Raw genomic sequence first — 24,816 nt, 5'->3', positions numbered from 1 at the left:
CGAGTTCCTTACCTTTCCCTCTTCAACTCGCGGATTACAAAATGGAGGTGCCGGCTCATGGCCCGCCGGGCAGCGCGGCCGTCGCGGGAAGCTATGGCCTGGTAAATGAGCCGGTGCTGTTCTAAAAGTTTTTCCGAATTGCCCGGGGCCTCATACAGGCGCCGGCGGCTATCCCGCAATACCTGGCGCATGGTTTCGGAAACCGTATACATCAAACGGGCCAGCACGCTGTTATGGGCGGCTTCGGCTATGATCAGGTGAAACCTGACGTCGGTTTCCTCCTCCAGCAGGTCGTTCTCTTCCAGCTGCCGCTCCATCTCCTTTATTATTTCCCCCAGCTTTTCTATATCTTCTTTGCTGCCGCGTCGGGCAGCCAAAGCCGCCGCCTCGCTTTCCAGCACCCCCCGGGCCTCGAAAAGGTCCACGGCGGCCTGGCGGTCCATTAGCAGGGCCATGGCCAGGGGTTCCACAATAGCACCGTTGCGCACCGTTTGGACAAAGGTTCCTTCCCCCGGTCGCACTGAAATGACCCCCATGGCCGCCAGGGCCGTCAGGGCCTCCCGGACCGAAGCCCGGCTGACACCCAGTCGCTCCGCCAGCTCCCGCTCCGACGGCAGCCTATCTCCCGGTTTCAGGTTCCCGTCCCCGATCAGCTCTTTAATCTGCCGGACGATCTCTTCGTAGATCTTCCTGGTATGGATGGGCTTTAACTCCAAAGTAGCTCCCTACCTATCTCAATAATTTGCTTCTAACTTGTTAAATCGCCTGCTTAAGTTACATTCTGCCTAATTATTCGACTCTCTCGGCCTTAAATCCTGCCCGGTAAAGAACTTCCGCGGTGTGCATGACCCGGATGGGGCTCCCCTTCTGGTCCAGGCCGCCGCGCAGTTGTATGAGGCACCCGGGACAGTCCGTGGCCACCACTTTAGCCCCGGTTTCCTGTATCCGCCGGAGCTTGCGCTCCAGGAGGGCCCGGCTGATTTCCGGGTATTTAAGGGTATAAGAACCGCCGAAGCCACAGCACCGCTCGCTCTCGGCCATCTCCACCAGTTCCACCCCGGCCTGTTCTCTCAGCACCTCCCGGGCTACCTGATCCAGGTGGAGGTGGCGCTTGTAGTGGCAGGAGTCATGATAGGTAACCTTTACCGCAGCTTCCGCCTCCCCCTGGAGCCGCGGGAGGGGTCCCAGCTCCCCGACGAGCTCGGTGAAATCCTTGACTTTGGCCGCCAAGCTCTGGGCCCGCCGGGACCATACTTCATCCCGGCCCAGGAGGCGGGGATAATCATACTTTAGGGCCACGGCGCAGGTGGGACAGGCCGTCACCACCACGTCGGCCCCCGCCCCTTCCAGCGAGGCAATGTTCAGCCGGGCAAGGTGCAGGGTTGTATCGGGGTCGCCGGCGTAAGAGGCCGGTGCACCGCAGCATCCCTGACCTGCGGGAAAAACTATCTCCGCCCCGGCTTCCCGAAGGAGCGCGAAAATGGCCTCCCCTATCTCCGGGTACATAAAATCGATTACGCAGCCGCTGTAAAAGGCGGCCCGCAGGCGCGGCCGCTCCGGCGGTGGGGCCAGGCGCCTGGCGCGGTCCCGCAGGGGTTCCCGGGCCAGGGCCGGCAGGCTCCTCCCCCGGGTGAAGTTGTCGAAGAAGGGCAGGCGGCGGATAAAAGGCTGGCCGCGGCTCAAGGGGCCCTGGAGCCGGGAGGCCGCTTTAACCAGGGTGTACATCCGCCCCGGGTGGGCCACTACCCCCCGCAGGGCCGCCCGGTAAGATAACGGCAGGCCCTGTTCTTTTACCACCCTTTCCCGCAGCCTCAGCACCAGATCGGGAATATTAACGTGGGCCGGGCAGACCTCCGCGCACCGGCGGCAGCCTATGCAGAGGCTCTGGGGATCGGCCGCGTCGGCCAGGGAATTAAAGAAGGCCGTGAGGATGCTCCCGATTCCCCCGGAATAAATAAAGCCGTATACCTGGCCGCTCACCAGCTGGAAGACCGGGCATACGTTGGTACAGGCCGCACAGCGGATGCACTGCAGCGCCTCTTTGAACACGGGGTCTGCCGCCATCTTCAACCGGCCGTTGTCCAGCAAAACCACGTGGAATTCCTTGGGACCTTCCCTACCGTCCCGTTCTACCGGGACCGGGCCGGTTATCATGGTGACATAGCTGGTAATGGGCTGGGCCGTCCCGCTCCTGGGAAGGGCCTCCAGGATAGGCACCACATCCATCATACGAGGCACCAGCTTTTCGTACCCGAAAACCGCTATGTGGACGGGGGGCACGGTAGTGGCCAGGCGGCCGTTACCCTCATTGGTACAGATGATCACAGTGCCCGTTTCCGCCACCGCGATGTTGGCCCCGCTTATGCCGAGGCCCGCCCTGAGGAAGCGCTCCCGCAGTTCCCGGCGGGCAATGCGCACCATATTCTTGATGTCCGGTTCCACGGGTTCCCCGAGGTAATTGCTGAAGACCCGGGCCACCTCTTCCTTGGGGAGGTGGATGGCCGGCATGACCATGTGGGAAGGCCGCTCTCCCGGCATGAGCTGCAGTATCCACTCGGCCAGATCGGTTTCGAAGCAGCGGATGCCGTGCCCCTCCAGGTGTTCGTTCAGGTGAATTTCCTCGGTGGCGAAGGACTTGGATTTAACTATCTCCGTAACCCTGTGTTCCTGGGCGACTTTCAGAATATAGTCCCTAGCCGCCGCAGCACTGGAGGCGAAGAAAACCTTACCGCCCCGCTCCGTAACCTGCCGGGCAAATTCCCGGGCCAGCTCTTCATACCGGCCGGCGGCGTCCGCCTTGATGGCCGCTATCCTCTCCCGCAGGGCTTGAAAATCCCGGCCGGCAAAAACCTGTTCCCGGGAAACCACATAAGAGTCGGCAAAACGCTCCAGAGCCCCGCGCAGGCTCGGATTTTGAAGGGCCTTTTGAAGCCTCTGTTGGAAATCCCTACTGGCCATTATTCCACCTCCCCTAGCCGAGCAAGACGATAAGTAATCCTTCCGGGCCATGGACGCCGATGGTGAGGCTGCGCTCTATGTCCGCCGTACGGCTCGGGCCGGTAACCATGGCCAAGTATCCCGGCCATTGGCCGCTCTTAAGATAAAAGCTCAGGGCCTCCGCCATGTCAGGTACCACCTTCCCGGACCGCAACAGGGCCACGCAGTGCAAAGGAAGCATGGAGGCGAGGCGCTTTTTTAGGTCGGTGGCATCGTGGACTAAAGTACCGGTTTCCGCAATACCCAGATCGAATTCCACTATTCCGATGTCGGCGTGCCGGGCGAAGTCCCGCCCTTCCTTCTCTACCTCAAATTCCGCCCCTGCCAGGGCTTCCTCCAGGCCGATTTCCTCCACCAGGGGCGAGGCTACCAGGGCAACCCTGCTGCCCAGCGGCCGCATGGAGGCAATAATCCTGTCCGCCGCCTTCTCCCCTTCGGCCACGCAGAGGGTCTGGGCGCCCATGGCCTCCGCCTGGCGGCAGAAGGTTGTTAACAAGTCCGAGGACCCCATTAGCCTTCCCTCCTCCCAGCATAGTTTAGAAAGCTCTGTTAATTTCGTCTGGCCTGACCACCTAATGTTTTAATTATACCCTTTATCCAGCGCTAATTCAATTGGCTTCGATCTTTAGCGGTCCCCAGTTTTTACCGGCCGAGATTTAGTTCCAGCTCCCACCACCATCCTCACGGATCAAACTGGCCCTCAATTTTCGGGCTACGGCGGGGTTCCCGGCTCCTCCGGCTTCCGTGCCCCAGGAGCCGGCCGCAGGCCTCTTGCTGCTTCGGCCCCGCCTCCGTCCCTCATTTTCCTTAGTTTGGTCTTCCCCCTGGCCCCAGCCGGTTGCGGGCTAAATCACCCTCTGAAAGCCGGGGATACTCAGGCCTCAGGTCCACGCCCCGGCACCGCCCCCTTAAAGTTTCTTACCCCAGACCGCCTTATACCGTTGACAAGGGCCACCCCTCAATATATGATTATCCCGAACACGCCCGGCCGCCCGTATAGCCGGGATAATATAGGCACGCGGCCGGAAAATTACCCGCTGGGGAGGATGCCCACCGGCGGCGGTAAAGGTATGGTTCTCATTGCGGCGTTGAGAAAAGGCCCGGGGAAGGCAGGAAAGACCATGGAAACAATTCTTACGGCCCACAACCTCACCAAGCACTATCAAATGGGGGAAGTAACTGTAGAGGCTTTAAAGGGTGTGAGTTTTGATATTTTCCCGGGAGAATTCATCGTGGTGCTGGGGCCCAGCGGTTCCGGCAAAAGCACCCTGCTGAACTTAATCGGCGGCATAGATGTGGCCACTTCCGGTGAGATTTATTACCGGGACATGCCTCTCCACCGCGCCTCGGAAAAAGCCCTCACCGAATACCGGCGCCATGCTGTGGGGTTCGTGTTTCAATTTTACAACCTCATGCCCAACCTCACGGCTTACGAAAACGTCCTCCTAGCGGTGGAGATAGCCAAGAACCCCTTGCCGGTAAAAAATGTGCTGCAACAAGTGGGACTGGCCGACCGGGCGGATCACTTCCCGGCCCAGTTGTCGGGGGGAGAACAACAGAGGGTGGCCATTGCCCGGGCCGTTGCCAAGAACCCCGATATACTGCTGTGCGACGAGCCCACCGGAGCCCTGGACTCCGCTACGGGCATCCAGGTGTTGAAGGTTCTCAAGGATTTCAACCGGCAGTACAAAAAGACCGTGATCGTCATCACCCATAACGCGGCCATCGCCCGAATTTCCGACCGGGTTTTTTACCTCAAAGATGGCAGGTTGGACCGCATTGAAAAGATTGCCGTTCCCGTACCTCCGGAAGAGGTGTCCTGGTAATGTTGATAAGGAAAATGCTGCGGGACATCGCCGGCAATAAAATGGCCTATCTCGCCTGTACAGCGGTGATAACGATAGGATTAATCACCTACACCGCCCTGCAAACGGCCAGGGACAACTTGTTTACGGCGCGAGACGAATTCTATGAGAAATTTCACCTGGCCGAGGGCTTTGCCGGGGTAAGGTCCATGCCGTACCCCGAGGTGGAAAAATTAAGGGAAATCCCGGGAATCCACGTAGTCCGGGGACGGCTGGTAAAAGACGTCCGGGTCCTGGGGCTGACGGAAGACAAGAACGTATACCTAAGGCTGATATCCCTCGACGACCGACAGCCGTACCCTCTAAACGGGGTAAAATTGCTGCGGGGCTCCTTTCCCGAGGAACAGGAGCGCGGAATACTCCTGGCCGACAAATTCTTTACCGCCCACGGGCTTAACCTGGGCGAAACCATCACTGTGATCATCGAGGGCCGAAAAGTAGATTTGACGATTACTGGCACCGGCCAGAGCCCCGAATATGTTTATGCCATCAGGGACAGCGGGAATATCTTTGCCGACCCCCAGGCCTTTGAAGTGGCGTACATACCCTACAGTGTGATGGAAAACCTGTTTAACCTGAAGGGAATAGTCAACGATGTAACTTTCACCCTTCAACCGGGGTACGAATTCGAAGACGTAGAAGGGCAGCTAAAGACCCGCCTGGAAAAATACGGCCTGGAAAGCCTTATCCCCCGCCAAGACCAGCCCAGCCATGCCATGCTGGAGGAGGAACTAAAAGGGCTGGCCAAGACCTCTACCAGTGTGCCCCTCCTGTTCTTAAGTATTGCGGCCATTATCTTATACATCATGCTGAAAAGACTGGTAGAATCGCAGCGTGGGCAGATAGGGATTCTCCAGGCCTTCGGCTACCGCCCCGGGGAAATCCTCCGGCACTACCTTTCTTACGGGCTCCTGGTCGGCCTGGCCGGAGGCATCCTGGGCGGTCTCCTCGGCACCGCCCTGTCTATGTCCATGATGGAGGTGTACAGGGAATTCTTCAGCCTGCCGGACCTCACCGGCAACTTCTCCTTAAAGTACTTCGCCGGCGGCGTACTCTTGTCCGTGGTCTTCAGCCTGGCAGCCTCCTTCCAGGGAGCCAAGTCTGTTCTTAAGTTGAAGCCGGTCGAAGCCCTGCGTCCACCTGTGCCCTCTTTTAGCCGGAAATCATGGGCGGAAGGAACCCCGTGGTTCTGGGCGGCCTTTACCGTCACGGGGCGTATGGCCGTGAGGAACATGCTGCGGAATAAGGGGCGGAGTTTCTTTACTTTTATCGGCATTGCCTTTACCTTCAGCCTGATGGCGGCCATATGGTCCATGTACGCCATGATGGACATAATGGTCCTGGACCAATTTACTAAAGTACAAAAATACGATCTTAAAATCACTTTCTCCCAACCCCTGCCCCTGGAGGCGGTGAGGAGTGAGCTGCAGAGAAACGGCGGGGTTAAGGTAGTTGAACCCGTCCTGGAAGTACCGGTTACCCTACAAAACCTGCATCGGAAGGCGGAGGTAATAGCCCTGGGCTTGGCGCCGGAGGGCGAGCTCTATACCCCCCGTGACAAGGAGGGGAACCCGATACCGATACCCGCGGACGGCTTGATCCTCTCCGAACAGGTAGCCCGCCAGCTGAAGGCCGGGGCGGGCGACGTCTTGAGCCTTACCTGCGTGTGGGCGAGGGAATCGCCGGTAAAGGTGCAAGTTGCGGGAGTCATCCCCCAGTACCTGGGCGCCAACGTCTATATGAACCGGGAAGCGCTACTGAAGTTGCTTGGCCAGGGTTCCGTAGCCACCGCGGCCCTGGTCTCCATAGACAAAGAACAAATCCCAGCTTTAAAGGAAAAATATAGCACTTCAAAGTACATAAGCACCATAGAAGAAAGGCAGCACACCATCGATCTCTATGAAGAACTCATGGCTACCTCGAAATATACCATAGGGATCATGGCTTTACTGTCCGTATTCACCGGTTTTGCTATCGTCTACAATTCCAGCATCATAACCCTTGCCGAACGGAAAAGGGAGCTGGCTTCCCTGCGCGTGCTGGGCATGCGCCCCGGAGAAGTAATGGAGGTGGTCTTCGTCGAGCAGTGGCTTATAGGAATAGGCGGTATACTGGCGGGCATACCCCTCGCCTATGCCATGAACAAGGGGATAGCCGCCGGAATGAGCAGCGATCTCTACACCCTTCCTGCGGTAACCACTCCTGAATCCCTCATCCTGGCTTTGTTGGGGACGACTCTTTACATATGGTTGGCCCAGCGGTGGGTAGCCCGCAAGGTGAAAGGCCTCGACCTCGTCGAAGTATTGAAGGAAAGGGAGTAACCTTGAAGGAGTGAAGCGGCGTGAAGAAATCCGTAAAGGCGGCGGGGATAATCGCCGCTTTAGCACTCATTATCGTCTACGGAGTATTCCATGCCACCAGGCCCCTTAAAGCGGAACTCATAGAAGTAAAGCCCCAAAGGGTGGCCCAAAAAATCAAAGAAGAGGGTATCGTGGAGGCGGCCTCGGAACGGATGGTGTACAGCCCGGTGAGCGGCGAAATCCTAACCCTCGCCGTCAAGGAAGGCCAGCGGGTATCCCGGGGCCAACTGCTAGCGCAGATCGACACCCGGGAGCTGGAGTTTCAACTGGCTCAACTGAAGGCCCAGCGCAAAAGCCTGGCCGGCCAGGAAGAAAAATCCCTCCAGGAGCTCCGGGAGCAGATAAGAGAACAACGGCTGGCGGTAGAAGACGTAAAACTGGAGCTGGCGAAGGGCGAGGCCGACTATGAGAGGCTTAAGTCTTTGTATGAGGCCGGCGCCGCCGCCCTGACGGAGGTCGAGGCCGCCGAAAAGGCCCTGGAAAGATTGAAAAACGAACTGGCCCGCCAGGAAGCGCGGCTTGCGTTCCTGGAGGAACAGGCCGGGAGCCTGGAAGCCGCCTTTCCCCCAGGAACCGCCACGGGCCGGTATTTCCGGGGCTTGATCGAGGCCGTGGACGCGCAGATAAGCCATCTGGAATACCAGAGGGAGAAAAGCCGGATAGTGGCCCCCATCGACGGCGTAGTGCAGGAAATCAACGTCCGGGAGGGAACGGTGGTTTCTCCCCAGATGCCGCTGATGAAGCTGGTGGTGCCGGGAGACTACGAAATCAACGTCTACCTCCTGGCCGAAGATGTCCTTGCCGTTAAGGCGGGCATGAAGGTCACCCTCATCCAAGAAAGACGAGACGGGGACCACGTCTTCCAGGGCATCGTAAAATCCATCGCCCCGGCCGCGGTGGAAAGGGTATCTCCCTTGGGGCTTGTAGAACGGAGGGTGAAGGTCTCCATCCGGCCGGAGGGTGAGGCGCCCGAACTCCGGCCGGGTTACTCCCTGGACGTTGAATTTACCCTAATGGAGCAGGAAGGAAAGCTAGCGGTGCCCAAGACATGCCTCTTCCCTTACGAAGGCGGGGATGCCCTGTGGGTTGTGCGAAAGGGCAGGGCCCATATCCAGAAAGTAAAAAAGGGAATGGAAACCGATGACCTGGTGGTCATCGAGGACGGCCTTGAGCCGGGGGACATAGTTATTAAGAACCCTCAGCTTGAGGGCCTGGAACCCGGGAAGAGAGTGGGCTCTTGAGGTGCTTCGCTGCAGTAAAACTAAGGGGGGTCCCGCCGTCATGCGGGTGCACCCCCTTTTCTTCTTATTACCGGCTGAAAAGGTCACGCACGGCCACCGTCTGGTCGCGACGGGGCCCGACGGCGATAATATCTACCGGTACCCCTACCAGCTCCTCCAGCCGTCTGATATAGGCCCGGCAGCCGGCCGGAAGCTCGGCCAAGGAGCGGGCACCTGTAATATCCTCCTCCCAGCCGGGGACCTCTTCATAGATGGGCTCGCATTCCTGCAAAACTTTCAGGCTGGCGGGGAACTCCCTTAAGACCTCACCCTTGTACCGGTAGGCGGTGCAAATGCGCAAAGGGCTCAACCCTGTGAGCACATCCACCTTAGTGAGGGCCATGCCGGTCAGGCCGTTTACCTCTACTGCATGGCGCAGGATGACCGCGTCCAGCCACCCGCACCGCCGGGGTCGGCCGGTGGTGGTTCCGAATTCCGCCCCCCGCCGGCGCAGGTAATCCCCCGTAGCGTCCCTGGCCTCCGAGGGAAAGGGCCCTTCTCCCACGCGGGTAGTGTAGGCCTTGACCACCCCTATCACCGCGTCGATGGCCGTGGGACCCACTCCGGCTCCCACACAGGCCCCCCCGGCCACCGGATAAGAAGAGGTTACATAGGGATAAGTCCCCTGATCTAAATCCAGCAGGGTCCCCTGAGCCCCCTCAAAGAGCACCTTTTTCCCCGCTCTAAGGGCATCGTTTACCAGCCGGCCGGTATCGGCCACCAGGGGGCGAAGTTTCCAGGCATAGGCCAGGTATTCTTCCAGGATTTCTTCCAAAGAATAGCCCGGGTGGCCGTAGATCCTGGTGAGTATCTCGTTCTTTTCTTTGAGATTACGGGCCAGCTTTTGCCGGAATTCTTCCGGGTCCAGCAGGTCGCAAACCCGGATGCCCGTACGGGCCACTTTATCCACGTAGGCTGGGCCAATACCCCTCCCCGTGGTACCCAGGCGGCCGGCCCCGCGCCGCTCTTCTTCTGCTGCATCCAGACTTTTGTGGTAGGGCAAAATGAGGTGGGCGCGGAGGCTCAGCCGCAAGCCCGAGGTATCTATGCCCCTCCGCTGCAGCTCCTCCAGTTCCTGCACCAATACCCCCGGGTCTACCACCACTCCGTTGCCGATGATACAGGTTTTCCCAGGGTATAAAATGCCGGAGGGCACGAGATGAAGCTTAAACTCTTCTTCGCCCACCTGAACCGTGTGGCCGGCATTGTTGCCTCCCTGGTAGCGCACCACCAAATCGGCTTGTTCGGCCAGGTAATCGGTAATCTTGCCCTTTCCTTCGTCACCCCACTGGGCCCCGACGAGGACCACTGCGGGCATATAAGTCACCGCCTTTCTTAAGCCTTACCGCGAACCGGCGCTCACCGGCCTGCCTTTGCCCTCTTTGGCCATGATATTCCGGGCGGCGATAACTCCCGCCGCCGACGCCTGAGCCAGGCCCCGGGTAACCCCGGCGCCGTCTCCCGCAGCATATAACCCCTCTACCTGGGTCATGAGCCCTGAATTTAGTTTTAAGCGGGAGGAATAAAATTTAACCTCTACCCCGTAAAGAAGGGTGTGCCGGGAGAAAATCCCTGGTGCTATTTTATCCATAGCTTCTAACATTTCTACAATGGCCGTCAGATGGCGGTAAGGGAAAACCAGGGACAGGTCGCCTGGCGTAGCCTCCCGCAAGGTGGGGGTCACCAGCCCCTTTCCCAAGCGGTCGGGGGTCGTGCGCCTGCCGGCCAGGAGATCGCCTAACCGCTGGACCAGCACGCCTCCCCCTAGAAGATTGGCCAGGCCTGCTATATAACGGCCGTAAGCAATGGGCTCTTTGAAGGGTTCGGTAAAGGTTTTGCTCACCAGCAGAGCAAAATTGGTATTGTCCGTCCTTTTATCGGCATAGGAATGACCGTTCACCGTTACCAGGCCCTCATTATTTTCCAGCACGACCTCGCCATAGGGGTTCATGCAAAAAGTACGCACCCGGTCATCGAACTTTCGGGAATAGAAAATAAATTTCGACTCGTAGATGACACTGGTCAGGTGCTCCATGACCACCGCCGGCACTTCAACCCGTACACCCACATCCACCGGGTTGACGGCCAGATCCAGGCCTACTTTGCCGGCCACTTGCCGCAGCCAGTCCGCTCCCTGACGCCCAGGGGCCAGGACAACATAAGAGGCCGGAAGCTCCTCACCGGCCCTGGTGACCACACCTTCAACGCGCCCCTCCCGGATGATTATCTCCTCTACCGGCGTCTCAGTCCTTACTTCTATACCCTTTTCCTCCAGGTAATCCCTCATGGCCCGGAGTATCTCTTGGGTTCGGCCGGTACCCAGGTGGCGGATGGGAGCAGGTATGAGCTTGAGATCGGCCAGGATAGCCCGCCGCTGAATATCGGCAATCCGCTCATCTTCGGGCCCGCCGTAAACTTTTTCCGGCGCCCCAAAGGAGCGGTAAATCTCATCCACATAAGCAATTAACCTTTCCACATCTTGCTCCGGCACATACTCGCTCAGCCAGCCCCCTACCTCGGACGACAGAGTAAGCTTACCGTCGCTGAAGGCCCCGGCGCCACCCCACCCGCAAACCACCGAACAGGGTGCGCAGTTCCGGCAAGGACAGCCTGTTTCCTTCGACGGGCAGACGCGCCTGTCTAAATCGTGGCCCTTTTCCAGGATCAACACCTTAAGGCCGCTTCCCTGCCGGACCATCTCCAGGGCCGTAAAAATCCCCGCCGGCCCGGCTCCTACAATAATCACATCGTATTTGGCCGCCACCCTTGACCCTCCTTCAAAGCTCCAAGGCTCAAAACTAACCAACGCCCCCGGAAAACCCGGGCAAAAAAATAACCCCTTCACGGGTTAGGCAGCCTTCCTCGCAGCCAGGCAATATTCTAACAAAAGGGAGAGGGATTATCAAGGCTCCCCTGCCGCGTCGGTAGGTGCCGCAACATTTTTTCGCCCTGCGAAACCCCCTGCCCCCGGCCTGGGAGACCCGCCTTAAACAAGGGGCCGCTTACACGCTAACCGCCCCTCGCCGGGGAGCATAAGATAAAGCAAGGTGATACCCATGGTCGAAAAACGGCACCTCGGGGACTCCTCTGGTCCCGCCTACAGCCGAGATGAGATAGAAATCAGCATCAACGGTACAACAATGCGCATGGTGCGGCACAGCAGCCTTCCCTGGCCCCACGAAGCGTCTGCCTTCATCCCCAGGGCCGAGCTCCGCCGGCGCCGCTACCAGGACGGCCGCCTGGTGTGGGAGGAGGAAACCCTCCTTAACAGCATAACCATTGTCCATTCCCCCTTACATCCACTGGCCGGTGCGGGATCGCCGGAAGCGGGCTCCGGTCCTCCCGGGGATCGGCCCCCCGTGCCTCCCTGGCCCACCGACCCAAATCACCCACCTCCGGACCAGCCCGCTCCTCCCCTGCCAGCCTCGCCTGCGGCTCCGCGGCAAGCCCACACCCCAGCACCCCCTCCGCCAGCCACCGCCGGGGACCCCCGGGGAAGCGGCCGGCGCGGTGGACCCCGCATTAAAATAAGTTTCCGCTAAAGCCCGGCCTCCCGCCCGGGGTTCGACCAGGGAGGGGCGCCGGCCGTTAACCGACGGGCAGTTCTACCCGGCCCAGGGTCTCGCCGTTGCTCAGGGCTTTCAGGGTGACCGTCCGCCCCTCAATCAGCCCCACCGTAGGTCCTTCCTTGCCTTTGGGCAGGGACGGGCTTCCCGGGTTAAAAAGGAGAATACCGTCCACCTCTTCCAGCAGCGGCACATGGGTGTGTCCGCAAACCAACACATCCGCCCGGTAGCGCCTGGCCAGCCCGGCCATGGCCCCCTTATCCATGCCGTGGCCGTGAACAGCTATGAGGCGCAGGAAAGGCGTTTGCAAAAGGACCAGGGGGCTTTGAAGGGGCCATTCCAGCACCATCTGGTCTACCTCGGCGTCACAGTTCCCCCGGGCGATGAGGAGGGGCACGGAAGAAGCATTAATCCGTTCCGCCAACTTCGGGGGCCGATATTCTGCCACTAAAGGATTGCGCGGGCCGTGGTAGAGCACGTCCCCGGCGTGGAGGATTAAGTCTACCGGGCCCCAAAGCTCCAGGGCCTTCTCCCAGGCCGATACGTCTCCGTGGGTATCACTGGTCACCCCTATCCGACTAAGGTTTGGCAAAACTGATACCCACCCCCTTTCCATGCCGCGGGTCCCGCTTTCGGCCGGGTTCCGCCGGAGTGAACATCCCCGCCGGCTATTTCAACCGCGGATCTCCTCCAGCACCAGCGGCGGCGGAGTGACGGGGTCCGGCGACAGTACTATGCAGCCTTTAAGCTCCGCCAGGGCCTGCTTCAACTTTTCCCGGTCGTTGGCGAAGACCGTGGCCACCGGCTGCCCCTTCCTTATAAGGTCCCCCACCTTGCCGCCCAACACGATGCCCACGGCGGGATCGATGGGATCTCCCTTTTTCTCCCGGCCAGCCCCCAGTTTCATGGCTATCTCCCCGAGTTTGTCGGCCGGCAGGAACGCCAGGTAAACATCTCCTTCGGCCACCCAGGCTTCCTGATACCGGGCCCGGGGCAAAAGGCTTGGGTCGTCCACCACCCGGCCATCGCCTCCCTGGGCGATGATAAGCTCCCGAAATTTCTCCAGGGCCGCACCGCCGTACAGGGCATCCTCTAGCCTTTGCCTGGCCTCTTCTTTATCTTTGGCCCGGCCCCCCAGCACCAACATGACACTCCCGAGCTCCAGGCATAAGGCCACCAGATCCCGGGACCCGCTCCCTTTTAACACCTGGATGGCTTCCGCCATCTCCAGACCGTTTCCGATGGCCAGGCCCAGGGGTTGATCCATCCCGGTGATGTAGGCCACCGTGGCCCGGCCGGCCGCGGCTCCTATATCCACCATGGCCCGCGCCAGTTCCCGGGCTGCGGCCAGATCCTTCATAAAGGCGCCCCGCCCCACCTTTACATCCAGCACAATGGCGTCCGCTCCGGCGGCGATCTTTTTGCTCATCACCGAGCTGGCAATAAGGGGGATGGAGTCCACCGTAGCCGTTACGTCCCGCAGGGCATACAGCTTGCGGTCCGCCGGGGTTATTTCCGCCGACTGGGCGGCGACGGCTATCCCGTAACGCTTAAGATTCGTTATAAACTCTTCCGTGGAGATTTCAGCCCGAAAACCCGGGACTGCCTCCAGCTTATCCACCGTACCGCCCGTGTGCCCCAGGCCCCTGCCGGAAAGCTTGGCCACCGGTACTCCACAGGAGGCCACCAGGGGCGCCAGCACCAGAGTAGTGGTGTCGGCCACGCCACCAGTGCTGTGCTTATCCACCTTTATCCCCGGCACGCCGGAAAGATCCAGCATGTCCCCCGAGGCGGCCATGGCCAGGGTCAGATTCAAGGTTTCCTCCCGGTCCATACCCCGGAAATATATGGCCATGGCCAGGGCCGCCATCTGGTAATCGGGAATTTGCCCGGAGGTAAAACCTTCTACGATGAAGTCGATTTCCCCTTTGGTCAGGGACCCACCGTCTCGTTTCTTTTTAATCAGATCGTACATTCTCATATTTGTCCGTCACCCGGCCCTTCCGAATTAGTCCTCGCGGCAAAGCTTTCGGGGTTGCTTTTCCCTTAGATTTTAACACAGAATCCCAGTTCTAAACCACCGGCAAAAACCTAGCGGGCCGTTCTTACAGGTGGGCCTGGCCCTCTGGCGGGATCCGCAAAAAAGGCCTGCCGGGGCGGCAGGCCAGAAGGACGGTGTTGATTTAAGGCAACCTCAACACGGTGAAGGCCAACCAGCTCACTACGGCTCCGACCACCGACATGGATAGGCCCCAGATAAGCATGTCGCGGAAGAGCTTTTGTTTGTCCGTCTTCGCCCCGGCATTGGCATAGAAGAGGGCGCCAGTGGTGGAAAGGGGGCTCAAATCCGTAAGGAAGCCGCAGACTACGATGGTCGAAAGGAGGGGAATGAGGTCCGTTGAAGGTGCGCCCACTTTTTCCAACAAAACGGGAGCCAGGGGGATAAAGGCGGGTAGAATAACTCCCGTGGTGCTGGCATAAGCGGAGATCAGCGCGGCCAGGAAACCGGCCAGCAGTGTCAAGGTGAAGGGCGTAGAGAACTTAGCTATAATACTCGCGAAAAGATCCATACCCCCTATGTTGCTCATGAGATTAATGAGTACGGTAACGCCCGTTACGAATAGAATGGTGCCCCAGGGCATTTGCTTGACAGCCTTGCCTTCATCGGATACTTTTAAGAGGGACAGGATGGTACCGATGAGGAAGCCGCCCAGTCCCACGTCCATCTTGAAGAAAAGGGCGCCTATGACGAACACCAGGATGGCCCCGAGGGTTATCCACTGGTTGCGGGTAAAGGGTTCAATTTGAATACTGGCTAAGGTCTGCCGCTGGCCTGTATCCTTAACTTTCCATAATTTTAACCCGCCGTAAACAACGTAAGCCAGTATCGATACTATGAAATGGCCCAGCAACTGGTTTAGCCATAGGATCCCGCTTACATTGCTGAGACCCATCTCCTGGGTCAGGCCCGCCGTTATAACTCCCGCCGGGGCAATGGGCGACATGGCCCCGGCCTGGCCGCCGTTACCTACGACAATAGCCATGAGCAGGGGGCTGATTCCCACTTCTTCGGCCAGCAACATGGCCATGGGCGCCATGAGGGCTGCAATGGTTATTTGGCCGGGGCCCATGGAAGAAAGCACAAAAGCCAGGAAGAAGAAAATAATGGGAAGAATGGCGGCATTTCCTTTTACAGTTTTAATAGTATATTTTACTATTTTCTCCAAGGTACCGTTTGCTTGAGCGAGGGCAAACAAATAAGTGGTGCCGGCCAGCATAATGAATATATTGACAGGATATCCCTTCAAAATATCTGCTACCTTTACATCTCCTATATAATGGCCCACCAGAAGAGAGAGCCCCAGGGACAGGGCGCCTATATTCAGGGTAGTAACACAGCTAACTATAATGGCAAACAACAGGGCGAGTAGAGAAATTACGGGCACTGACAACATCGGTTCTCGATTCCCTCCCCCGAATTCAGAATATTTCCGTAGCCGTCCGTCTAAGACCCCAAAGGATCACACCTTACCCAGGACGTACCACCTCCTTAGCCGTAAGGGGCTTATGAAAACCGTAAGCCTCGGCCAGCACTTCGGCCAGATGGCGTACCGGCACTGTGCTCTGCTGCCGGTACAGGCTGTCGGCCAGCTGCAACATGCAACCCGGGCAGGAAGTAACCACCGCTTCCGCCCCTGTATCCAGGAGTGACCCGGCCCTGGCCCTTCCTATCTCCCGGGAAAGGCCGGGATAATAAAGGCCAAAGGTGCCCCCAAAACCGCAGCACCGGCCAGGATCTGCCGCCTCTTTGAACTTAATGCCCGGGATGGAAGCCAGTATCCTCCTCGGGGGCCGTACCACTTTTTGGGCTTTGCGCAAGTGGCACGGATCATGATAAGTTACTACGCTCTTCCACTCTCTGTCCGGCGGCTTGAAGTCAGCGGCCACAAGAAACTCCGAGAAGTCGAAAATCTTTGCTTGCAGTTCGCTGCTATAATACTCCTTTAGAGTCGAACCACAGCTGGGACAGGCGGTTACAATACCATCGGCCTTCACCCTTTTTAGAACGCGAAGATTGGCCTCTCGCAAACGGGTAAAAGTCTCTCGGTGGCCGGAAGCAAGAGCTGGCAAACCACAACACACCTGGTCCGGCGGGATTACTACCTCAATGCCGTTGTAATATAACACTTCCACCACGGCTTTGCCCGTCCGGGGGTAACCGTAAGCCAACATACACCCGGCATAAAAAACAGCCCTGCCCTTCGGTCTGGGAATAAAAGGTGCTTCAGAAGGTACCATTTGGAACAGAGATCGGCTATTTAGTCTTGGTAACACTCTGGAGGAGAACAGAGGCAAAGAGAACGACGGTAGCCAGTAGCCCCCGGGTACCTCTTTCCCGCCAAAGCTCTGCAAGAACCTACCTAACGCCATCAATTTACTCAATGATTTGAGATTAGGAAGTAACCCTTGAATTAGGACCTTCTTGCTAAAGGGTAACCCGCGGAGTTCCGCCATTTTCGAACGCGCGGCCAGAATAATCTTTTCCACCTGCACGCCACTGGGACATTCCTGGGAGCAGCTATGGCATAAAAGGCATTGCCACACCTTTTCCCCTAGCTCCTCGCTAAACGATATCTCGCCTTCCAGAAGGGCTCTGATAAGGGTCACTCTTCCACGGGTGGAATCGCTTTCTACCTTTTTTACTAGAAAGACGGGACAAACGGAACGGCACTGGCCGCACCGCACGCAACGGATCATGGCCGCCCTGATGTCGCCCGGTTCCACCGGTTATCCCCTCTTTAGTCCAGGGCCATCTTACCCGGGTTCAGGATATTTAAAGGATCTATAGCCTTTTTCAGTCGCCGCATCAGCTCGAAGGAAATCCCGTGCTCTTCTTCCATGTAAGCCGCCCGCGTTAACCCCACTCCGTGCTCGCCCGTGGTAGTGCCCTCCAGTTCCAGGGCCAGGCGGTGTATTTCATCCCCTACTTTTCGCACTCTTTCGATTTCCGAGGGATCATAAGTGTTAATTACCGGAGCTGCGTGTAAATTCCCGTCGCCGATGTGGCCGTAGGTAACTATAGTTATGCCGTAGGCCTCGCCTATCTGCCGGATGCGCCTCAGGGCTTCCGGGACCCGGTAGACGGGCACACAAATGTCCTCGCCTATATAGACCCTGGTGGCTCCCTCTTTAAGCTGCCCGGCGGCAGCCCCTACTACGCTCCTGGCCGTCCAGAGCTGGTTTAACCTTGCAGGATCATCCGTCCATTCCACTTTGCAAGCGAAATTCTCACAAACTCTGGCAATGCTCTGAGCCTCATAGGCGACGCTGGGGGGTGGTCCATCGACCTCAAACAGGAGCATGGCTTCTACTTCCGGCAGAACTAATGCCGGCTTATACTTTATGGCCGCTTTAATAGCGCTCCGATCTAAAATCTCAATGGCCGACGGGAATAAGCGAGATCTGAAAACTTGTATGACCGCCTCTCCCGAAGCCTCCAAGTTGTCGAAATAGGCCACCACTAAGCCCCGCTTGGCGGGAAGAGGCAGCACTTTAAGGCGTATGGCCGTTATTACTCCCAGAGTTCCCTCCGAACCCACAAACAGGGAAGTCAGGTCATAGCCGGCCACCGATTTTAGGGCCCGGGATCTTTGACCTCCGGTTACTATAACCTCTCCCGTTGGCAAAACCACTTCCAATCCCAAAACGTAGTTCTTGGTCGTACCGTATTTTACGGCCCTCATCCCGCTGGAATTGAACGAAACCATGCCTCCCAGGGTGCACATCTTGGTGCTGCCGGGGTCGGGGGGAAAGAAGAAGCCGTGAGCGGCCAGGGCCTGGTTTAATTCCGCGTGAACAATCCCCGGTTGTACCACCACTTGAAGATTTTCTAAATCATAACGCAAAATCCGATTCATCAAAGACATATCCAAGATTATGCCGCCGCGGTGGGCCACGGCTCCGCAGCACTGTCCCGTCCCCGCTCCCCTGGGGACCACCGGTATCCGGTGCTCGTTGGCCAGCTTCAGGATGGCCACTACTTGTTCCCTGTCTTGGGGCTGTACTACCACATCGGGAAGCCACCGGTTAAGCTGGGATTCCAGGGAGGAATCATAGGCATAACAGAGTCTATCCACCTCTCCCTCAAAGCAACGCTCCCTACCGACGATTTCCTTCAGGCGGGAAAGAATCCCCGGAGATAACATAGTTCTCTTCCCTCCGGCTTGGCTCACTCTCCGAACGGTACAGGAGCTACGGCCCCGGCAGCGGCAGCAGCGCCTACGGCCCGGGGAGAAGCCAGGTAAATCTCCCCTTCTATTGAACCCATCCGTCCGGGAACATTCCTAACCGTTGCCGCCAGTACGCGGTCGCCTGGGGCCAGGAGACCGAGATGTTTACCAGGGCAGGGTCCGCAACCCGGCGGGAGTATCAAGGCTCCCTGTTCGCGTAAGGTCCCGGCCAGCCCTTCTTTTTCCATCTGGGTCAAAACACAGGCCGAAGCGGGCACCACCAGCAGGGTGACATCTTTGTGGACTTTATTCTCCCCAAGGCCACAAGCCAGTTCCCTCATATCTTCCAGCCGCCCGCTGGAACATCCCCCCACTACCGCCTGGGTTATGGGCAGCCCGTAGAGTTCCCGCAGGGGCCGCACGTTGGCGGGAGAGGGCGGACAGGCCACCAGAGGCTCTATCTCTTCCGCCACCAGTTCCAGGTCAGGTTTGGTACCGGGTGCTGTTTCTTCCGGAGGTATAATTAAACCCGTCACCGCCCCTGTTTCTCCAATAAGGTTACATAAAGCCATCCGCCCGGAAACACTGAGCTGCCATACTCCTTCTCCCTGAAAGGCCAGCACCTTGCCCCGGATGGCCTCCCGGTTTAGGTGGCGGATTACTTCTAACGCCAGGTCCCGGGCTGTTCTTCCAGGGGGCAGGCTTCCTTTAATCTCCACAGTATAGACTCCCGGTACTGATACCTGCACCTTCCCGGTGAGCAGCACCTTTACCAGGTCTTTAGGCTTTAGGGAAAAGGCCAGGGCGCCAAAGGCCCCGGCGGTGGCCACATGCCCGTCGGCGCCCGCTATGATCCACCCGCGCCGGGGCGTAAAGCGCTCGGCCACCACCTGGTGAAGGACTCCTTCCCCGCGGGCGAACACGTGGACCTGCTGTTCCCGGCCGAAGCTCAAGAGCCGGCGGTGTAACTCCCGGGCCTCCACCGTAGGGGCCGGCAGGAGGTGATCCAGGGTAAATACCGTCTTGGCAGGGATGGCCACCCTCGCCCCCGGCGGCCAGGCGGCCAGGAATTCACCGGCGCTGCCGTCATGCCCCAGGGCCAGATCTACGGGCACTTCGATAATTTCGCCTATTTCCGCCTGTTGGCGGCCGGCTGCCCGGGCTAAAACACGGTGCGCATAATGCATAGGTAGCAAGACCTCGCTAATCCCTTTTTATTACCCCTAAGTCCGCCAGGGCTTCCAGCAGGGCGTTTTTACGTTCCTCCTGGCCCGCGCCGGGCGGCACCGGAACGGAAATAAACCGGAAATCCTTTAAAGCCTGCAGCCCCTCCGGCTGCAGCCCGGCTGCCACCACTATCCCGCCCGGTTTTAATCCCCGGGTCACATCCGTTACCCCGAAGAGGCTGTTATCCAGTACCACCACTATATCCGGACTCGTATGGTTGGAAGACCTGGTATATATAAAGTTATCGCTTATCCTTACCGTGGTATGCATGGGGGCACCGGACCGAAAGGCGCCGAAATTCTCAAAGACCTGGACGTAGCGCCCTTGCTGCAAGGCTTTAGTGGCCACCGCCATGGCCCAGGGCGTAACCGGTTGCCCGTAGCGCCCGTGAAAGCGCAGTTCTATCATCCCAACTCCTCCCCACCGGCGCCGGCGGCCATCCTCTGCCACCGCTGGTCCACTTCGGCCTGCAAAGCCTCTATATCTTCTTCCCGGCACTCCCGGAACCTCTGCTGGCGCAGGATATACTCCCTCACCGGCAGCCTCTTTTCCGGCACCACGGTTAAACGCTGCCGACCCTGCCGCTCTTCGTAGAGAATCCACAGGCCGCACTCTACCGCCAGCCGCGCCATCTCTACCGTTTCCTCTTCCCTTATGCCCCAGCCCCGGTGGCAGGGGGCCAGCACGTGCAGGTAACAGAAACCTTTGACTTCCGCGGCGCGCTTAAGTTTCTCTATAAAATCCCGGGGGTAGGCTATGGAGGCCGTGGCCAGGTATTCCGGGCGGTGGGCGGCCATTAGGGCCGGCATATCTTTGGGCTTGGTAGGTTTTCCTGCCGGAGTATCCGGGGTCCAGGCGCTAAGGGGGGTGGTTCCTCCTGCCTGCCCGCCCGTGTTCATATAGGTTTCATTATCGTAACATACGTGAATAATATCTTCGTTGCGCTCCGCCGCCCCGCTCAGGGCCTGGAACCCGATATCCGCCGTTCCCGCATCCCCGGCCCAGGACACAACCTTTACCCCTTCTATACCCCGGATTTCCAAGGCGGCCCGCACCCCCGAGGCCACGGCCGGTGCACAGGCGAAAAGGGAGTGATAAAAAGGTATATTCCAGGCCGTTTTAAGCCCCGAACCGCCTATGGTGGCCATGCAGGAGGCCGGTATAACCATAATGGTCCTGGGGCCCAGAGCCTGCATCGCCTGTCGCATGGCAATGGCGGCACCGCAACCGCGGCAGCCCGAGTGTCCTCCCGTAAATAAATCCACTTAGCCCGCCTCCCTTGCCCGGTCATTCCAACCCGTACCATTCAAAGGCCGGGGGTTTTGCGCCGGCGCGCCGCTTCTCTTGGGTAAGCCCGAAAATCTTACACACGTCGGCGGACGTCACGTCCCGGCCCCCGAGGCCGGCGATGTAGCTGAACACCGGGGGTGCCTCCGGTTCGCCGTACAGGGCGGCCCTCACCTCCCGGGCCAGCGCCCCCCCTGATCCATACACAATATTTTTATCCAGCACGGTTACCGTCTTAACTCCTTTTAGATACTCCCGCACTTCCTCCACCGGGAAGGGGCGGAAGGCCCGTATCTTAAGCAACCCGGCGGGTTCACCCGCCGCCCGCAGTTGGTCCACCGCTTCCCGGCAGGTGCTCACCAGGGAACCCATGGTCACCAGGACGTGCCCGGCCTCCTGCAACCGGTAACCCTCGACCGGACCGCCCCAGTTCCTTCCCGTCAGCCTGCCGTACTCACCGCTCACCTCGGCCAGGACTTTCGCCGCCCCTCTGAGGGCTGCATCCTGGCGGTACTTATAGTCCATGTACAAGTCCGGCCCGGTTACCACGTTGATGGCCCGCGGATTATCTACATCCAGGGCGGCCCTCCTGTTCAAGGGCAGAAACCCGTCTATAATTTCTTCCTCGGGAACCTCCACTACCTCACGGGTATGGGACTGGATATAGCTTTCATAGTTGACCATTACCGGCAGCCGCACCCGGTCGTCCTCGGCCAGGCGGTAAGCCTGGATCACGGTATCCAATACCTCCTGGTTGTTCTCACAGAAGAGCTGGATCCACCCGCAGGCTTCCTGGGCCACGGCATCTCCGTGGTCGGGAAAACGCGAATGGGGAGCGGCCAGGGCCCGATTCACCACCGCCATTACTACCGGAAGCCGGAGTCCCGAAACATGGTAGAGCACCTCGCTCATATAGGCGATTCCCTGGGAATTGGTAACTACCAGGGTTCGGCCCCCGGCCAGGGCCGCCCCCGCGGCAGCGGCCAGGGCGCTGTGATCGGACTCTACCCGGATAAACCTGGCCTTAAGGGTCCCCTGGGCTATAAAACCGGTCAGTCTCTCCATGACGGGAGCCGCCGGGGTGATGGGATAGGAGGCCAGGACCTCTATCCTTGCCAGCCGGGCGGCCTCCGCGGCAGCTTCGTTGCCGTTAAGAAGTTCCCGCATCCTTTTCTACTCCCTTCTCTACGCCAGGAACCCGGCTTGCCCCGTGTATTCCGGAACCATGTCCAGGGCCTGCAAGGGGCATTCATGGGCACAGATGCCGCAACCTTTACAAAATGCCAAGTTGATCCGCAGCTCGTCACCCTCCAAACCCAGGGCTCCTTCCGGGCAGTACAAGAGGCAATCCCGGCAGAAGTTACAGCGCTCCCTTTTCCACACCGGCCGCCTTTCCCGCCAGCCGGATACTCCCGGGCCGGCGGCCGCCGTGCCCGGTGCTGCCGAGGGAACCAGGGGTAAGTCCTTCATGACAGCGGTGATCACTCCTTCCGTTAAGGCAATTATTTCTATTATGTTAATTCCGTTTTTGTTATATCTTTTTTCTCCGGAACCGCCTCCCGCGTGCTGCGCCGACGTATCCCCGAGTCTATGAAGGTGATTTACCCCGCAACTGGGCAAATTGAGCCGAGGCGAAGGCCGAGCTTTTCCTGCATGGAAACGGGGCCGGGCGTGTACCAATAAAGAAGACTGTGGACGTGGCCCGAGGGACGAAAGCCGGTCGAGCCGGAACCCCCCGAAGCCGCCAATGGAGTACCGTTCTCGGTCCGCGAAGCTATTGGCGCGAAGGGGGGCCGGATTACATTCGGCCAAAAAGCGGCGATGGCCCGGGGGCTGCCCTCTTGTTATTCTGGCCTCAGTTAACATACATAGCAAAAAGCATGCCATAGCCCCCGAAACAGGCCGCCGGCTTCGAGGCCTTGCCGCCGCTGCTCCTTTTTTCAGCCCCCGGTTTCCTTAACAGCCGCGGGTGTTGCATTTATGAAACCTCAAGCGCCCCCTTGGAACGTTTCAGGAGGGACAAGGGTAACGCACGGGAGCTCAGATTCTTTTCAGCTTGCGCCACAGGGTAGTGCGGCTTATTCCCAAACGCCGGGCTGCCTCTGCCTTATTGCCTCCCGTTTCCATGAGGGTTCTTTCAATGACGGTCCGCTCCAGGCGGTTAACCTCAGAGACCCAAGCTGGCCGCGCCGCGCTCTCTTTCGAGGCCTCCTCCCCTGTATGGCCCTCTTCCCCCGGGGTTTCCCGCTCCAGAGCCAGGCGCACTTCCCGCGGGCCGATGGTACCGCCGTGATGGCGCAAGGCCAGGCGCTCCATTACGTTCCGCAGTTCCCTGACGTTGCCCGACCACGGGTAAAGGAGGAGCTCCCGGCACGCCTCGGGAGAAAGGAGGGCCGCCGGCCGCCTCAGGCCCCGGCAAAACTCCTGCAGGAAGTGCCTGGCCAGCAAAACAACATCCGTCCCCCGCTCCCGCAGGGGGGGAAGGGTTAAATTGAGGACATTAATGCGGTAGTAAAGGTCGGCCCGAAAGGCCCCGTTCTTCACCATAGTTTTCAAATCCCGATGGGTGGCGGCAATTACCCGCACATCCACCGGAATGACCCGGTCATCCCCCAGCCGCATGACCTCCCTTTCTTCCAGCACCCGGAGGACCCGGGCCTGGAGGCGCGCGGACATCTCGCCGATCTCATCGAGAAAAATGGTCCCCTTGTGGGCCAGCTCAAAAAGCCCCGGCTTTCCTCCCCTGCGGGCACCGGTAAAGGCCCCTTCCACATACCCGAAAAGCTCGCTCTCCAGGAGGTTTTCCGGCAGGGCCGCACAATTGACGGCCACAAAGGGCCCTGCCCGCCGCGACCCGGCCAGATGGATGGCATGGGCGAACATTTCCTTGCCGGTACCCGTTTCCCCGTAGATAAGCACCGTAGACTGGGTGCTGGCGTACTCCCTGGCCAGCCGGATGGCTTCTTTAAACGCCGGGCTCTCGCCCAGGATATCCCCAAAGGTATATTTGGCTACGTGGCCCCGGCCGGCCAGCATCCGGCGGACTTTATGTTCCAGGCTCTGCAGGCTGGCAATATTCTGGAAGGTGGTGACCACCCCCACCGTCCGGCCGTCGACCACAATAGGCACCCGGTTGGCTACTACCCTGGTATTACCGATCTCCAGTATTTCTCCCAGCTCGGGTTTGCCACTCTCCAGCAAGAGGTGGCACCTGGCTGCCGGGATAACCTCCGTAACATGGCGGCCCAAAGCCTCCTCCGCCCGCCATCCCGATAGTTTTTCCGCCACCGGGTTGAATACCGTAATGCACCCTTCCTCATCCAGGGCGATAATCCCGTCGTAGGCAAAGTCCAGGATGGCCTTCAACTGCTCGGAGCGGCGCTTTTCCTGGTGCCTCACCACGAGAACCCGCTGGGCTTCCTTCAAGGCCTGGTAGACCGCCTCTTTGCCTGAAGTAATAATCACGCTGTTCAGGCCGAAGTTGCGGGCCTCCCTGGCCATGGCGATCTTACCGATGATTACTTCCGCCCCGGCCTCCCTCACGGCCAGAATCCCCCGCCGGATATCCTCATCCTGATCCTTAAGGCTGTATTTAATAAAGGTTTCCCCCAGGATGTTCTCCAGGCTTTCCAATCCCTGGATCACGTCGGGAATATCCACAATGCCGATGGGGCCGCCGAACTGCTTGGCCTGATAGTAGGCCCGCAGGATATCGTATCCCCCGATGGGGACATCCACCACCGGCAGATCCAGGCCCGACTGCTGGATCAAGTAGGCGGTCACCCCCCGACTCACCAGAACCTGGCAGCCCCTCTGGGCTGCTTCGCGTGCTACCCGCACGCCCTCCTGCATGCGGGCCACATGGATCTCTACATCCATCCCCAGCTCCTGGCTCACCTGCCGAGCAACATGGGCCAAATCTTCATAGGGCGCAATAAAGGCTATTTCGGCCATGGGCGGCCCTCCCCCCGCAGCAGCGCCTGTGTTGTACACCTATGAACCGC

20 protein-coding genes are annotated in these 24,816 nt (G+C 59.1%); 4 read left to right on the top strand and 16 right to left on the bottom strand.

What is annotated here, in order from left to right; all coding sequences use genetic code 11:
• Positions 1–8: 8 nt before the first annotated feature.
• The 3 genes from TAMC210_RS00920 to TAMC210_RS00910 all read right to left on the bottom strand — a co-directional run bounded on the left by TAMC210_RS00920 (position 9) and on the right by TAMC210_RS00910 (position 3,508).
• Positions 9–716, bottom strand: coding sequence for a FadR/GntR family transcriptional regulator (locus TAMC210_RS00920; protein ID WP_173296946.1), 708 nt, complete (start codon positions 714–716; stop codon positions 9–11).
• Between the two features lie 73 nt (positions 717–789).
• Entirely contained in the window at positions 790–2,958 is a 2,169-nt protein-coding gene (gene ldhH / locus TAMC210_RS00915) for an L-lactate dehydrogenase (quinone) large subunit LdhH (protein WP_173296945.1), read from the bottom strand.
• 13 nt (positions 2,959–2,971) lie between these two features.
• Positions 2,972–3,508, bottom strand: coding sequence for a LutC/YkgG family protein (locus TAMC210_RS00910; RefSeq protein WP_173296944.1), 537 nt, complete (start codon positions 3,506–3,508; stop codon positions 2,972–2,974).
• Positions 3,509–4,118: 610 nt separating this feature from the next.
• Between TAMC210_RS00910 and TAMC210_RS00905 the strand changes: the two genes are divergently transcribed.
• The 3 genes from TAMC210_RS00905 to TAMC210_RS00895 are packed head-to-tail and all read left to right on the top strand — an operon-like array spanning position 4,119 to position 8,463.
• On the top strand, positions 4,119–4,823 hold the full coding sequence (locus TAMC210_RS00905; protein WP_173296943.1) for an ABC transporter ATP-binding protein: 705 nt from the start codon (positions 4,119–4,121) through the stop codon (positions 4,821–4,823).
• Positions 4,823–7,183, top strand: a complete 2,361-nt coding sequence (locus TAMC210_RS00900) for an ABC transporter permease (RefSeq protein WP_173296942.1) — start codon at positions 4,823–4,825, stop codon at positions 7,181–7,183. Before TAMC210_RS00905 ends, TAMC210_RS00900 begins: the two co-directional genes overlap by 1 nt.
• A 20-nt stretch (positions 7,184–7,203) precedes the next feature.
• A complete protein-coding gene (locus TAMC210_RS00895; RefSeq protein ID WP_173296941.1) occupies positions 7,204–8,463 on the top strand; it encodes an efflux RND transporter periplasmic adaptor subunit in 1,260 nt (419 codons plus the stop codon).
• 67 nt (positions 8,464–8,530) lie between these two features.
• Here the strand turns inward: TAMC210_RS00895 and TAMC210_RS00890 are convergent, their stop codons facing one another.
• Positions 8,531–9,820, bottom strand: a complete 1,290-nt coding sequence (locus tag TAMC210_RS00890; protein ID WP_173296940.1) for an adenylosuccinate synthase — start codon at positions 9,818–9,820, stop codon at positions 8,531–8,533.
• Between the two features lie 24 nt (positions 9,821–9,844).
• Positions 9,845–11,266 carry an NAD(P)/FAD-dependent oxidoreductase gene (locus TAMC210_RS00885; protein WP_173296939.1) on the bottom strand — a complete coding sequence of 474 codons (1,422 nt, stop codon included), beginning with the start codon at positions 11,264–11,266 and terminating at the stop codon, positions 9,845–9,847.
• Positions 11,267–11,558: 292 nt separating this feature from the next.
• On the opposite strand from TAMC210_RS00885, the gene TAMC210_RS00880 reads away from it, so the two are divergent.
• Positions 11,559–12,044 (top strand): hypothetical protein, encoded by a 486-nt coding sequence (locus TAMC210_RS00880; protein ID WP_173296938.1) that lies wholly within the window; start codon positions 11,559–11,561, stop codon positions 12,042–12,044.
• Positions 12,045–12,090: 46 nt separating this feature from the next.
• Here TAMC210_RS00880 and yfcE read toward each other — a convergent pair whose 3' ends face one another.
• From yfcE to TAMC210_RS00825, 11 genes are all read right to left on the bottom strand, one after another.
• Entirely contained in the window at positions 12,091–12,660 is a 570-nt protein-coding gene (gene yfcE / locus TAMC210_RS00875) for a phosphodiesterase (protein ID WP_254388445.1), read from the bottom strand.
• Between the two features lie 81 nt (positions 12,661–12,741).
• Positions 12,742–14,049 carry a pyrimidine-nucleoside phosphorylase gene (locus tag TAMC210_RS00870; RefSeq protein ID WP_173296936.1) on the bottom strand — a complete coding sequence of 436 codons (1,308 nt, stop codon included), beginning with the start codon at positions 14,047–14,049 and terminating at the stop codon, positions 12,742–12,744.
• 202 nt (positions 14,050–14,251) lie between these two features.
• A complete protein-coding gene (locus tag TAMC210_RS00865) occupies positions 14,252–15,523 on the bottom strand; it encodes an SLC13 family permease (RefSeq protein WP_173296935.1) in 1,272 nt (423 codons plus the stop codon).
• A gap of 73 nt (positions 15,524–15,596) precedes the next feature.
• Positions 15,597–16,826, bottom strand: a complete 1,230-nt coding sequence (locus TAMC210_RS13815; protein ID WP_373996431.1) for a (Fe-S)-binding protein — start codon at positions 16,824–16,826, stop codon at positions 15,597–15,599.
• Positions 16,827–16,867: 41 nt separating this feature from the next.
• A complete protein-coding gene (locus TAMC210_RS00855) occupies positions 16,868–18,274 on the bottom strand; it encodes an FAD-binding oxidoreductase (RefSeq protein WP_173296933.1) in 1,407 nt (468 codons plus the stop codon).
• Positions 18,275–18,297: 23 nt separating this feature from the next.
• Complete coding sequence (locus tag TAMC210_RS00850; RefSeq protein ID WP_173296932.1) at positions 18,298–19,485, bottom strand: aconitase family protein; 1,188 nt, start codon at positions 19,483–19,485, stop codon at positions 18,298–18,300.
• 16 nt (positions 19,486–19,501) lie between these two features.
• Positions 19,502–19,933 carry a 2-oxoacid:acceptor oxidoreductase family protein gene (locus tag TAMC210_RS00845; protein WP_173296931.1) on the bottom strand — a complete coding sequence of 144 codons (432 nt, stop codon included), beginning with the start codon at positions 19,931–19,933 and terminating at the stop codon, positions 19,502–19,504.
• Complete coding sequence (locus TAMC210_RS00840; protein WP_217267209.1) at positions 19,930–20,790, bottom strand: thiamine pyrophosphate-dependent enzyme; 861 nt, start codon at positions 20,788–20,790, stop codon at positions 19,930–19,932. Before TAMC210_RS00840 ends, TAMC210_RS00845 begins: the two co-directional genes overlap by 4 nt.
• 22 nt (positions 20,791–20,812) lie before the next feature.
• Positions 20,813–21,979, bottom strand: coding sequence for a transketolase C-terminal domain-containing protein (locus TAMC210_RS00835; RefSeq protein ID WP_173296930.1), 1,167 nt, complete (start codon positions 21,977–21,979; stop codon positions 20,813–20,815).
• 18 nt (positions 21,980–21,997) lie between these two features.
• Positions 21,998–22,282 carry a 4Fe-4S binding protein gene (locus tag TAMC210_RS00830; RefSeq protein WP_173296929.1) on the bottom strand — a complete coding sequence of 95 codons (285 nt, stop codon included), beginning with the start codon at positions 22,280–22,282 and terminating at the stop codon, positions 21,998–22,000.
• A gap of 570 nt (positions 22,283–22,852) precedes the next feature.
• The gene (locus TAMC210_RS00825) at positions 22,853–24,766 is read right to left on the bottom strand and encodes a sigma 54-interacting transcriptional regulator (protein ID WP_173296928.1); all 1,914 of its coding nucleotides are present in this window, start codon (positions 24,764–24,766) and stop codon (positions 22,853–22,855) included.
• Positions 24,767–24,816 lie beyond the last annotated feature (50 nt).

Origin of the sequence: Thermanaeromonas sp. C210 (genome assembly GCF_013167955.1) — a bacterium.
In the GTDB taxonomy this organism is placed as follows: Bacteria; Bacillota; DSM-521; order Neomoorellales; family Neomoorellaceae; genus UBA12545.
This window is presented reverse-complemented; position numbering and strand designations above follow the sequence as displayed.

Excerpts from the sequence above, each read along its gene's own strand:
- TAMC210_RS00900 (WP_173296942.1), top strand. The coding sequence starts at position 4,823 with ATGTTGATAAGGAAAATGCTGCGGGACATCGCCGGCAATAAAATGGCC.
- TAMC210_RS00825 (WP_173296928.1), bottom strand. The coding sequence starts at position 24,766 with ATGGCCGAAATAGCCTTTATTGCGCCCTATGAAGATTTGGCCCATGTT.
- TAMC210_RS00830 (WP_173296929.1), bottom strand. The coding sequence starts at position 22,282 with ATGAAGGACTTACCCCTGGTTCCCTCGGCAGCACCGGGCACGGCGGCC.
- TAMC210_RS00890 (WP_173296940.1), bottom strand. The coding sequence starts at position 9,820 with ATGCCCGCAGTGGTCCTCGTCGGGGCCCAGTGGGGTGACGAAGGAAAG.
- TAMC210_RS00905 (WP_173296943.1), top strand. The coding sequence starts at position 4,119 with ATGGAAACAATTCTTACGGCCCACAACCTCACCAAGCACTATCAAATG.
- TAMC210_RS00855 (WP_173296933.1), bottom strand. The coding sequence starts at position 18,274 with ATGTTATCTCCGGGGATTCTTTCCCGCCTGAAGGAAATCGTCGGTAGG.
- TAMC210_RS00845 (WP_173296931.1), bottom strand. The coding sequence starts at position 19,933 with ATGATAGAACTGCGCTTTCACGGGCGCTACGGGCAACCGGTTACGCCC.
- TAMC210_RS00835 (WP_173296930.1), bottom strand. The coding sequence starts at position 21,979 with ATGCGGGAACTTCTTAACGGCAACGAAGCTGCCGCGGAGGCCGCCCGG.
- TAMC210_RS00880 (WP_173296938.1), top strand. The coding sequence starts at position 11,559 with ATGGTCGAAAAACGGCACCTCGGGGACTCCTCTGGTCCCGCCTACAGC.
- TAMC210_RS00865 (WP_173296935.1), bottom strand. The coding sequence starts at position 15,523 with ATGTTGTCAGTGCCCGTAATTTCTCTACTCGCCCTGTTGTTTGCCATT.
- TAMC210_RS00910 (WP_173296944.1), bottom strand. The coding sequence starts at position 3,508 with ATGGGGTCCTCGGACTTGTTAACAACCTTCTGCCGCCAGGCGGAGGCC.
- TAMC210_RS00870 (WP_173296936.1), bottom strand. The coding sequence starts at position 14,049 with ATGAGAATGTACGATCTGATTAAAAAGAAACGAGACGGTGGGTCCCTG.
- ldhH (WP_173296945.1), bottom strand. The coding sequence starts at position 2,958 with ATGGCCAGTAGGGATTTCCAACAGAGGCTTCAAAAGGCCCTTCAAAAT.
- TAMC210_RS00850 (WP_173296932.1), bottom strand. The coding sequence starts at position 19,485 with ATGCATTATGCGCACCGTGTTTTAGCCCGGGCAGCCGGCCGCCAACAG.
- TAMC210_RS13815 (WP_373996431.1), bottom strand. The coding sequence starts at position 16,826 with ATGATCCGTTGCGTGCGGTGCGGCCAGTGCCGTTCCGTTTGTCCCGTC.